Raw genomic sequence first — 11862 nt, forward strand, 5'->3', positions numbered from 1 at the left:
TACCAATGCCCAACACCAAAATGGAAGCGACGCTCTTTTGCATTCATTGTGATGGAGATACGGATCATGTGATCCAATATAAGAATGACCACATCCATCAAATCACCTGCAAAAATTGTGGAGTGGAAGTGAAGATCGATCAAGATTACGTGAAGAAGCACTTCAAGGAAGAATTCGTGCTGCGGGTATTGACCAAACCGGTTCGGATGACCAGGGAAATGGAACGGGATCTGACTGGTTTTCTGGTAAGCCTCCCTTTTCGCGTGGTCACCAAACCTTATCGGGTCTACAAGGAATTTCATGACAAAAAGTAAAGTTTCAGGAAAAGGAAGGGTATCATGAGAATAGGACACGGATACGACGTGCACCGGTTGATCCGGGGCAGAAAACTGATATTGGGAGGGGTATCCATCCCCATGAAAAAGGACTGCTGGGACATTCCGATGCCGATGTATTGGTCCATGCCATCATGGACTCTATTTTGGGAGCCTTGGGGAAAGGGGACATCGGCGGGATGTTTCCCGATACGGAGGATGCCTTTTCCGGCATCGACAGTTTGATTTTGCTCAGTCGGGTGTATGATGCCATGGTTTCAGACGGATACCTTGTAGGAAATCTGGACACCACCATCGTGGCCCAAAAACCAAAACTGGCGCCCTACATCGAATCCATGGAGCGAAAAATCGCCGCCGTTTTGAGAACGGAACCGTCCAACGTCAACGTTAAAGCTACCACAGAAGAAGAATTGGGGCTGACCGGTCGCCAGGAAGGGATCCGGGCCTACAGCGTCGTCTTGCTCAAAAAGTCAGGGGAGGAAGAAAAAGCTTGAAATTATACAACACTTTGACAAATCAAAAAGAGATCTTCGTACCGCTGGAAGAGGGTAAAGTAAAAATGTATGTATGCGGGCCTACGGTCTACAACTTTTTTCATATTGGCAATGCCCGGCCATTCATCGTTTTTGATGTGCTCCGGCGGTATTTTGAATACTTGGGTTACCAGGTGGATTATGTACAAAACTTTACGGACGTGGACGACAAGATCATCCAAAAGTCCAAAGAAGAAGGATTGGAAGCCCAGGACATCGCCCGGCGATATATGGAAGAGTATTTTACCGATGCAGATGGTTTGGGCGTGAGACGAGCCACCGTCCATCCCAAAGTCAGCGACAACATTCAGGAGATCATCGATCTGATCAAGACCCTTGTGGAAAAAGGCTTGGCCTACAATGTGGATGGGAACGTCTATTACCGGGTCAAAGAATTCCCGGATTACGGAAAACTCTCCAAGCAGGCATTGGAGGATCTGGAAACAGGAGCCCGGGTGGAAGTCAATGAAGAAAAAGAAGATCCCCTGGATTTTGCCTTGTGGAAGAAACATCGTGAGGGAGAGCCCTTTTGGGAAAGCCCTTGGGGGAAAGGACGACCCGGGTGGCATATCGAATGTTCTGCCATGAGCTGCCGTTATCTTGGGGAGACCATTGATATCCATGGCGGTGGACAGGACCTGATTTTTCCTCATCACGAAAACGAGATCGCCCAGTCCGAGGGGGCCCATGGGAAACCTTTTGCCAATTACTGGATCCACAACGGATATATCAATATCAATAATGAAAAGATGTCCAAATCGAAAGGGAATTTCTTTACCGTTCGGGACATCGCCAAAGAATTTGACTTGGAAGTGGTTCGCATGTTCATGCTCAGCGCCCATTACCGCAGCCCGGTGAATTTTTCGAGAGAACTGATGGAACAATCCAAAACAGCACTGGAACGGCTGTACAATGCCAGAAGCAATCTGGTGTTTTTATTGGAAAAGGGTACCGCGGAAGAAGGCGCGGCGTTACCTGCAGCCCTTGATATTGATGGATACCGGGATCGATTTAAAGATGCCATGGATGATGATCTGAACACGGCAGAAGCGATCGGTGTTCTTTTTGACATGATCCGGGATTTCAACACCAATTTCAACGGCAAAACACCCAAGTCGATCCTTCAACAGGCATTGGACCGGTTGGATGAACTGACGGATGTTCTGGGCTTGGTCAAGAAAGAACAGGACCTGTTGGATGAAGATGTGGAAAAATGGATACAGGAACGGCAAGATGCTAGAAAGAACAAAGATTTTCAACGTTCCGATGAGATCCGCGACCTGTTGAAAGAGCGGGGGATCCTCCTGGAGGATACCCGGGAAGGGGTCAAATGGAAAAGAATCAAATAGATCAGCGTCCTTTTTTCCCGGAGGGATTGAACCGTCGGGAAGCAAAGAGCTTCAATCCTGTTTCACTGGCGTTCATGGGGGATGCCATCTACGAAAGCCATGTTCGCAGGTACGTGGTGTTGCACCATCCTCGCATGAAATCTGGAGATCTGCACCGGATCTGTATCCGCTACGTGAAGGCTACGGCCCAATCCATGGCAGTAGGAGTATTGCGGAGCGAATTCACGGAAGACGAAAACATGATCTTTCGAAGAGGCCGCAATGCAAGCAGCCCTTCACCACCCAAGAACACGCCCATCGTGGATTACAAGCGATCGACGGGATTGGAAGCGGTATTCGGATATTTGTTTTTGACCGGAGATTTGAACCGGTTGGAAGAGCTCATCGAAAAAACGGTCCGGATCATCGAAGGCTTGAAGTAAAAGCATCAAAAAAACAGGAACAAATGATAGGAGAAGAAACCAACCATGGAAATAGGAATCGTGGGTCTGCCCAACGTGGGCAAAAGCACCCTTTTTAATGCAATCACCCAGGCAGGGGCAGAGTCTGCCAATTATCCATTTTGTACCATCGAGCCCAATGTGGGCGTGGTAGCCGTGCCGGATGAAAGACTGGAAAAGCTTGCGGCACTTTATCAATCGGAAAAGATCGTCCCCACCACCATTCAATTTGTGGATATTGCCGGCTTGGTAAAAGGGGCAAGTAAGGGAGAAGGGCTTGGCAACAAGTTCCTTTCCCATATTCGGGAAGTGGACGCCATTGCCCATGTGGTCCGATGTTTCGAAGACGACAATGTGGTCCACGTAGATGGAAGCGTCGGTCCCTTGCGGGACATGGAGACCATCCATTTGGAGTTGATCTTTGCCGACCTGGACGTGGTGGAAAAACGCCTTTTGAAGTCGAGAAAGCTGGCCAAATCGGGAAGCAAGGAGCAGCAAATGGAACTGGATGTCCTTCAACGGATCAAAACCTTGCTGGAAGAAGGAAAATTGGTAAATCAAAGGCACTTTACTCCGGAAGAATGGAATCTCATCCAGTCCTTTCAACTGCTTACCACCAAGCCGGTCCTTTATGTGGCCAATGTCTCGGAAGATGACTTGGGCGCTCCCGACAACCCTTTGGTAGAGGAATTGAAGGCCTATGCATCAGAAGAAGGGGCTCAGGTCATCGTGATCTGTGCGAAGATCGAAGAGGAGATCGCCCAACTTCCGCCGGAGGAGAAGGCGGAATTTTTGGAGGAGATGGGTCTGGAGGAATCCGGATTAGACAAGATCATCCATGCCGGTTACAAGTTGTTGGGTTTGATCACCTATTTGACGGCGGGACCAAAAGAGACCAGGGCCTGGACCATTACGGAAGGCACCAAGGCGCCGGGTGCCGCCGGGAAGATCCACACGGATTTCGAGCGGGGGTTCATTCGGGCGGAAGTGACGCCTTATGAAAAGCTTTTGGAAGCCGGATCCGATGTAAAATCAAAAGAAATGGGATGGACCCGGTCCGAGGGCAAGGAATATGTGGTCAAAGATGGTGATGTGATCCTGTTCCGTTTCAACGTTTGATCTAGGAGGGATCGTTTTGGAAAACATCCGCAATGTACTACGTGATTACCCGGTGATCCCAGCATGCCGGACCAGGGAACAGTTTGCCAATGCACTGGATAGCGAGGCAAAAGTGATTTTTGTTTTAGAAGCAAATATCGTGGATTACAAGGAGAAGATCCAGGCAGTCCAGGACCGGGGAAAATATGCATTCATCCATTTTGACCTGATCAGCGGCATGGCCCAGGACGATGCGGCATTGGAGTACTTGAAAGAGACGGCCGATCCAACGGGGATCATCACTACAAGGAAGAACCTGATCGCCAAAGCCAGAAAATTGGGAATGAATACCATCCAGCGGATGTTTCTTATTGACACCACATCCATTGCATCGGCCATCAACATGGCAAGACAAACCAGGCCGGATGCCATGGAGATCATGCCGGGGATCGCTCCCAAGGTGATCCGTGCCATTAAAAATCGGGTGGACATCCCCATTATCACCGGCGGGCTGATCACGGAATCGGCGGAGATCGACATGGCCATACGAGCTGGTGCAGTAGGGGTGTCTCTGTCCAAACAGCGGTTGTGGAACTACAGGTATCAGAAAGACGAGTGAAGTATAACCGGGGATGGACCCGGTTTGAATACAAAAATTTGGCACCAAAATTAAAAAGAAATGAGGAATGAACATGACTATGAAAAATCAATCCGTCAACGCCATTCGAATGTTGGGCGTGGACATGGTCAATCAGGCCAACAGCGGACATCCGGGAATCGTTTTGGGGGCGGCACCTACCATGTATGCATTGTTTACAAAACACCTGTCCTATAATCCGGACAAGCCGGACTGGATCGACCGGGATCGATTTGTTCTGTCGGCAGGCCATGGATCCGCCATGATCTATGCTACGCTGCACTTGGCAGGATACGATCTGCCCATGGAAGAACTGAAAAATTTTCGCCAATGGGGATCAAAAACACCGGGACATCCGGAATACGGCCATACTCCGGGTATTGAAGCTACGACTGGACCTCTGGGCCAGGGGATCAGCATGGCTGTGGGCATGGCCATGGCAGAACGATATCTGGGGGCAACCTTGAACATGAATGAGCAAAAGGTCATGGATCATTACACCTATGTTCTTTGTGGAGACGGTGACCTGCAGGAAGGGGTCGCCATGGAAAGCATGTCTCTAGCGGGACACTTGGGATTGGAAAAGCTCATCATCCTCTTCGACTCCAATGACATCCAACTGGACGGACCCATCGAAACCGCCACTTCCGATGATGTTCAAGCAAAAGTTAAAGCCATGAATTGGAATTATTTGCGAGTGGAAGATGGAGATGATGTGGAAGCGATCTCCGCTGCGATAGACCAGGCAAAGGAAAACAAGAACGGCCCCACCTTTGTAGAAGTCAAGACGATCATCGGTCACGGTTCTCCCAATCAAGGAACCAGTGCCACTCATGGAGCGCCCTTGGGTGCGGACAACACGGCAGAAGTAAGAAAAAATCTGGGATGGGACTTGGAACCCTTTGTTATTCCCCAGGAAGTATATGACGATTTTGCAGCAACCAATGTGCAAAAAGGTACGGAAGCTTGCCAAAAATGGGAAGACCTGGCCCAGGAGTATATCAAGGCAAACGAAGAAGAAGGAAAGATCCTTCAGGCATTGATGAACAATACCAATGTTGATATGGATTGGGAAGCCATCTTTGCCGATTATACGCCGGGGGACAATCTGGCTACCAGGGCGTCATCCGGAGAAGTGTTGACAAGACTGCAAAAGAGCAATCCCTTGATGATGGGGGGAAGTGCGGATCTGGCTTCATCCACCAAAGTAAAAGGGATCAACGGTGATTTCACCAAAGAAAACCACCTGGGACGAAACATCAATTTCGGTGTTCGGGAACATGCCATGGCGGCCATCACCAACGGATTGGTCCTCCATGGAATGAAGGCCTTTTCCGGCGGCTTTTTCATCTTCAGCGACTACATGAAACCGGCTATGCGATTATCGGCTCTTATGGGCATCGGTTCCATCTTCGCATTCACCCATGACAGTGTGGCAGTAGGAGAAGACGGCCCCACCCACGAGCCCATCGAACAACTGGCAGGGCTTCGTGCCATGCCAAACATGGACGTTCTTCGACCGGCCGATGCCAATGAAGTGAAGGCTGCTTGGAAATTGGCTTTGGAGTCGGACAAAACACCTACGTCCATTCTGTTTACAAGACAAAACGTACCCACACTGGAAGGTGTATCCTTTGAAGGCGTAGAAAAGGGTGCGTATGTCCTGTCACCGGAAAAGAAAAAAATAAATGCGTTGCTGATTGCTACCGGCAGCGAAGTAGCTTTGGCCCTGGAAGCGCAAAAGACCCTCTGGGACATGGACATCGACGTTCGGGTGGTCTCCATGCCTTCCATGTACCGGTTCAAAAAGCAGGACCCTGAATATCAGGAATCCGTATTGCCGAAAAAAGCCAAAAAGCGGGTCGCCGTAGAAATGGGAGCCTCTTTCGGTTGGGCGGAATTTGTCGGCAAGAAAGGGACCTGCCTGACCATTGACACCTTCGGTGCCAGTGCAAAAGGGGAAGAAGTGATCCACAATTATGGATTCAACGTGGAAAATCTGGTTGGCATCGTAAAAGAACTGGTAGATTGAGTAGAGAAGGATGGAAATGATGAAAGTCGTACTTGCAAGCTTGAATACAAAGTATGTCCACACCAACGTAGCCATCCGATCCTTGAAAACAAATTGCCACATAGACGGTATAAGCGTACAACTTCGTGAATTCACCATCAATGACCGGGAAGAGCACATTCTCGGTCGGTTGGTGGAGGAAAAGGCACAAGTGTACGCTTTTTCCATTTACATATGGAATTTGGAGCCCACCAGGAGGATCATGGGGAATCTGAAGAAGATTCGGCCGGATGCATGGATCGTGGTTGGAGGACCGGAAGTGTCTTATCTGACGGAAAGTGAAGCCTGGGAATTGGGAGCGGATCTGGTGATATCCGGCGAAGGGGAGAAGATCTTTCCCCGTGTGATGGAAGCCATAAGCAAAGGAGAAAGCCTGGAGGAATTTGCTGGTGTTTCTTACAATAAAGGGAACAAGAGCATCCGAGTTTTGACGTCCATGGAGCCCGTGGTATTGGATGAACTGAGTTTTCCTTACACGAAACAGGAATTGAATCAGCTGAAAGACAACATTCTTTACTATGAAAGCAGCCGTGGATGTCCTTATTCCTGTGCTTACTGCATGTCCAGTGTGGAAAAAGGACTTCGAAACAAGTCCATGACCAAGGTCAAGGAGGAATTGACCACTTTTTTGGAAGCGGGGGTCAAACTGGTGAAACTGGTGGACCGTACTTTCAACTGCAATAAAGAACGAGCGAAAGAGATTTTGACATTTTTATTGGATCAAGAAGGAGAAACCTGTTTTCACTTTGAAGTGGCGGCAGATCTTCTGGACGAGGAACTCTTGGAATTGCTTGGAAGAACACCTGTTGGTCGATTTCAGCTGGAAGCGGGAGTACAGAGCGTCCATCCTGAAACGTTGAAGAGGATCGCCAGAGTCAGCAACATTCCACAAGTGAAGGAAAACATGAATCGTATCCTGCAAAAGGAAAATGTTCACGTCCACATGGATCTGATCGCCGGTCTGCCGGGAGAGGGTTTGGAACAGATCGCCAGGTCATTTAACGAGATCATGGACGTAGGACCCCACATGTTGCAGCTGGGTTTTTTAAAGATCTTGAAAGGATCTCCCATGGAGAACATGGTCGAATCTTTTGGTTATAAGTTCCAGGGACATCCTCCCTATCAGGTGTTGAAAAACAACTCCATTTCTTACGAAGAACTTTGGTTGCTCCACCTGGTGGAACACGTTCTGGAGAAATACTACAACAGCGGGAACTTTCCCACCACCCTGGAAATGGTGAGAAACAGCGAAGAACAGACGCCTTTTGATTTTTATTGCGGGTTGGCTGCCCATTGGGATAAAAAAGGGTTCTTTGATCGAAAGATCTCCAAAGATGCACTTTATCAAATTTTATTCGACTACTTGTGCCAAAACGGTTTTCACCGACCCATGGTGGAACAGACCTTGAAGATGGATTATCTGCTGCAGGCGTCCTGGCCACTGCCGCCCTTTCTTCATCCTACCCCTTTGCCGAAAGAGAAAGCTTTTGCCTTGCTCCACAGCCAGGGTTTTGTGGAAGAGTATTTGAAAGACTATATGGGAAAACCTCCCAAAGATATTGTGAAGCAGGTTTATTTTGAAATATTTGATGGAGGTCGGGGCAATAAGCGATTGGGTCTTTTTTCGCCCAAAAAAACAGGTCTTTTTCACAGAAATATGGTACGATGGGTGGAAGATTGGTCAAGCCGTCTTGATTTGATGTTAAATAATTGATAAAATCATAGGGTAAATGATGAAGGAGATTTTCATGAAGTCACTTAAAAATATATTGATCTACATACTCAGCATGATTTTTTTGCTGTCCCTGACTGCTTCCTTTGAGGGGGAAAAAATAATCGATCACAATTTGATGGGGCTGGACCTGTCCAGCGACCAGATGAAACTGGCATTTTATGACAAATATTCCTTGATGGATCAGATGGATACGGAAGGCCCGGACCGGGAAGGCGAACAATATGTCATGGGCAACAGCGGAGATGTGATCTTCTATTACCAAAGGGTATTGCGCATGCTGGGCCATATGGACAAGGAGCCGGACGGCAATTTCGATCAAACCACCAAGGACGCCGTTGTGGCCTACCAACGGGAAAAAGGATTGGAATCCAACGGAACGCTGGATTATGCAACCTTGGAGCAGTTGGATCTGGAAGAACCCGGTTATACCACCGGACAACAAGGGGAAGAGATCCTTCAATATCAGGAAATTCTGTATTATCTTGATTATCTGGAGGAGAAACCCCAGGGAACCTATGATGTCGCAACAACAACAGCAGTTCGATCTTATCAGCAGGACAAGGGACTGGCGGAAACCGGCATTTTGGACATGGAGACTATGGATGCCTTGTACCGGGAACCGATCACCTATGGACCGGAAAAAGAAGGGGAACCGATCCAGTTGTTGCAGGAAAAATTGATCTATCTGGAGTACCTTTTTGGAACAGCGGATGGAAAATTCGGGTCCATGACTACGGATGCAGTGACCCGTTTTCAACAAGACCAGGGTTTGGAACAAACCGGATTGTTGGATCCGGATACGGTGGAAGCTTTAAACCGCTTGGTGGAGGTAACACCTTGACAGCACGTCTAAAATTCGGAGGTTTACGTTGATTCGATTCGAAAATATCAATAAAATATACGATAAAACCCAACATCTGGCATTAAGTGATATCACCTTGGAAATCGCCCATGGAGATTTCGTTTTTGTCGTGGGGAAAAGCGGTGCCGGAAAATCAACGCTGATCAAAATGATCTTGAAGGAATTGGATCCGACCGAAGGGAAGATCTACATCGAAAATCGCGACATCACCCGATTGAAAAAGCGCCATATTCCCATGTACCGTCGCCAGTTGGGTGTGGTTTTCCAGGATTATCGGCTATTGTCGGACAAGACGGTCTACGAAAACGTGGCCTATGCCATGGAGATCGTAGAAAACAAGACCAAGGACATACAGGAAAAAGTTCCAGAGGTATTGCAGCTGGTAGGACTGGGGCACCGCATGCGCTATTACCCGGACCAACTTTCCGGAGGAGAGCAGCAGCGGGTATCCATTGCCCGTGCCATCGTCAATGATCCCAAGATCATCATATGTGATGAGCCAACAGGAAATCTGGATCCCAGAACCTCATTGGGGATCATGAAACTGCTTCATTCCATCAATGGAAGGGGAACCACCATCATCATGGCCACCCACGATCGCGACATTGTGGACATGATGCAGGCCAGGGTCATCACTCTTCATGGGGGACGTGTAGTAAGCGACAAAAAAGGAGGGTATGACAATGAAGATTCATACCTTTAAATACTTCTTTCGAGATACGGTGCGCAGCATTCGTAGAAACAGCCTGATGAGCATAGCATCCATAGTCAGTGTCATTGCAGCCCTGGTCATTTTGGGCATATTTTTGGTCATTGCCTTGAATATTCAGCATATCACCCAGAACTTGGAAGATGAGTTGGAATTGAAGGTTTTCCTTAAACAGGAAATAACCCAGGAACAGCGCCAGGATCTGTTGACCCTTATGGACAATGATACCCGGATTTCCAGTTATCGATATGAATCCAAAGAAGAGGCCTTAAAAAACATGGCAAACAGCCTGGAAAAATACCAAGGGATCCTTCAAGGGCTGGAGCAGGACAATCCCCTGCCCGAATCCTATATCATCAAGATTTATGACGCAGAGCAGATCAAGGAAGTCAATGAATCCATGACATCCTATAAAGGCGTAGATTACGTGAACTACGGAGAGGGTTATGTAGAAGCTCTGATGCGTTTCAATCGTTTTGCAAATTTGCTGAGTCTGGCCGTATTGGTGATCTTGACCGGCATATCCTTTTTTATCATTTACAACACCATCAAGTTGACGGTGTTTTCCAGAAGAAAAGAAATCAGCATCATGAAGTATGTGGGAGCCACCAACCTGTACATACGGGTGCCCTTTGTAGCAGAAGGTGCGGTACTGGGCTTGACCGGTGCCATCTTGGCTATTTTGGTGGTACGTAATCTGTACTATTACCTGCTGGGCGCGGCCATGGGACAATTCAGTCTTTTTGGAGGTTTCAGCTTTGCCAGTCCACAAACCATTTTGCCGGCCATATCCATTTACTTTCTCGTTTATGGATTGGTAGTGGGTGCTGCAGGCAGCATGTTTTCCATAACAAAATTCTTGGATGTATGATGGGAGGAATCTTATGAAAAAGCGAAAATTTGGGTTGGCTTTGGTGATATTTCTGGTATTGTCCATGTTGTTAACCGGCGTAGCCGCTCAATCCGTCGACGATTTGAAGGAAAACCTGGATGCCATCGAAGAAAAAAAGGATGACATGCAAAAAGAGATCGACATGACCAAAGCTACCATGCAGGAAGTGATGGACGAAGTTCGACGATTGAATGACGAGATATCCAAAATCGAGGAAACCATTGCAGAGTTGCAGGTGGAAGTGGACGACATGGAAGCCCGCCTGGTGATCATACGCCAGGAGCTGAAAGAAGCAGAACAGCAAAGAGTGGATTATAAAGGTGTTTTGGATGAACGGATCCGGGTCATGTACATGTTTGGAGATGCCAGTTATCTGGAAGTGCTTTTCAGCGCGGAAAGCTTTGGGGACTTCGTATCCAAGATCGACATGATCCGCACCATCATGGAATACGACAAGGAAGTGCTGCTGGAGCTGGAGGAGATCGAAGCCCAGATCGAGGCGAAGAAAGCAGAAGTCGAATCGGAAAGAAACAAGATCATCGCAAAACAAAATGAAGCCAGAAGACAGAAAACCAGGATGGACTCTGTGGTTGTAAGCAGAGAGAGGACCTTGGACTCCCTTCGCCAAAACCAGCGGTTGCTGGAAGAAGAAAAGCGGGCTTTGGAGCAGGAATCCCAAAAGATCAAAACGGAGATCATGTCCAAACAGACCATTAATGAAAAAATAAACGGCATTTATCTGTGGCCTGTTCCTGGAGCATCCACGATCAGCTCTCCATTCGGCTGGCGGATCCATCCCATTTTTGGCAATACACGGTATCACTCGGGGATCGATATCCCAACAGGAAGACGCACGGGATTCAATGCCATTGCTGTAGGATACGGAGAAGTCATCGAATCCAGATATTCATCCAGTTACGGCAACCTGATCACGTTGGATCTCGGTTTGGATGACAATGGAAACCGAGTATCCGCTGTATATGCCCATATGGCCAGACGTTATGTGAGCGTAGGCCAGAAGGTGACCCCTGGGACACCTATTGGAGAGGTAGGCACTACCGGTTGGTCCACTGGGATCCATCTTCATTTTGAAATAAGGATCAACGGAAATCCCGTCAATCCACTAAGTTATGTATCTCCTTGATCGAAAGTCAGCGATCGGCCAGCGAATGGATGCAGGCCGATCGTTTTTTAATTGGAT

At 48.0% G+C, this 11862-nt stretch carries 12 protein-coding genes; all 12 read left to right on the forward strand.

The window, feature by feature from the left end; genetic code table 11:
• Positions 1-5 precede the first annotated feature (5 nt).
• The 12 genes from J0B03_RS09990 to J0B03_RS10045 all read left to right on the forward strand — a co-directional run bounded on the left by J0B03_RS09990 (position 6) and on the right by J0B03_RS10045 (position 11805).
• Complete coding sequence (locus tag J0B03_RS09990) at positions 6-314, forward strand: bh protein (RefSeq protein ID WP_207299462.1); 309 nt, start codon at positions 6-8, stop codon at positions 312-314.
• Positions 315-394: 80 nt separating this feature from the next.
• Positions 395-829, forward strand: coding sequence for a 2-C-methyl-D-erythritol 2,4-cyclodiphosphate synthase (gene ispF / locus J0B03_RS09995; RefSeq protein ID WP_374058631.1), 435 nt, complete (start codon positions 395-397; stop codon positions 827-829).
• Positions 826-2217, forward strand: a complete 1392-nt coding sequence (gene cysS / locus J0B03_RS10000) for a cysteine--tRNA ligase (RefSeq protein WP_207299463.1) — start codon at positions 826-828, stop codon at positions 2215-2217. Before ispF ends, cysS begins: the two co-directional genes overlap by 4 nt.
• Positions 2199-2639: a Mini-ribonuclease 3 gene (locus tag J0B03_RS10005; RefSeq protein ID WP_207299464.1), complete on the forward strand. Its 441-nt coding sequence runs from the start codon at positions 2199-2201 to the stop codon at positions 2637-2639. Before cysS ends, J0B03_RS10005 begins: the two co-directional genes overlap by 19 nt.
• Positions 2640-2684: 45 nt before the next feature.
• Positions 2685-3776 (forward strand): redox-regulated ATPase YchF, encoded by a 1092-nt coding sequence (gene ychF / locus J0B03_RS10010; protein ID WP_207299465.1) that lies wholly within the window; start codon positions 2685-2687, stop codon positions 3774-3776.
• A gap of 16 nt (positions 3777-3792) precedes the next feature.
• Positions 3793-4374, forward strand: a complete 582-nt coding sequence (locus J0B03_RS10015; RefSeq protein ID WP_207299466.1) for a glycerol-3-phosphate responsive antiterminator — start codon at positions 3793-3795, stop codon at positions 4372-4374.
• 73 nt (positions 4375-4447) lie between these two features.
• Positions 4448-6424 (forward strand): transketolase, encoded by a 1977-nt coding sequence (gene tkt, locus J0B03_RS10020; RefSeq protein WP_374058604.1) that lies wholly within the window; start codon positions 4448-4450, stop codon positions 6422-6424.
• 16 nt (positions 6425-6440) lie between these two features.
• Entirely contained in the window at positions 6441-8177 is a 1737-nt protein-coding gene (locus tag J0B03_RS10025) for a B12-binding domain-containing radical SAM protein (RefSeq protein ID WP_207299468.1), read from the forward strand.
• A 34-nt stretch (positions 8178-8211) separates the two neighbouring features.
• A complete protein-coding gene (locus J0B03_RS10030) occupies positions 8212-9039 on the forward strand; it encodes a peptidoglycan-binding domain-containing protein (RefSeq protein WP_207299469.1) in 828 nt (275 codons plus the stop codon).
• A 28-nt stretch (positions 9040-9067) separates the two neighbouring features.
• Positions 9068-9763, forward strand: coding sequence for a cell division ATP-binding protein FtsE (gene ftsE, locus J0B03_RS10035; protein WP_207299470.1), 696 nt, complete (start codon positions 9068-9070; stop codon positions 9761-9763).
• Positions 9744-10640, forward strand: coding sequence for a permease-like cell division protein FtsX (gene ftsX, locus J0B03_RS10040; protein WP_246798126.1), 897 nt, complete (start codon positions 9744-9746; stop codon positions 10638-10640). The genes ftsE and ftsX overlap by 20 nt, the downstream gene beginning before the upstream one ends.
• Positions 10641-10653: 13 nt before the next feature.
• Positions 10654-11805, forward strand: a complete 1152-nt coding sequence (locus J0B03_RS10045) for a murein hydrolase activator EnvC family protein (RefSeq protein WP_207299472.1) — start codon at positions 10654-10656, stop codon at positions 11803-11805.
• Positions 11806-11862: the final 57 nt, after the last annotated feature.

Origin of the sequence: Alkalibacter rhizosphaerae (assembly GCF_017352215.1) — a bacterium.
Classification (GTDB): domain Bacteria; phylum Bacillota; class Clostridia; order Eubacteriales; family Alkalibacteraceae; genus Alkalibacter; species Alkalibacter rhizosphaerae.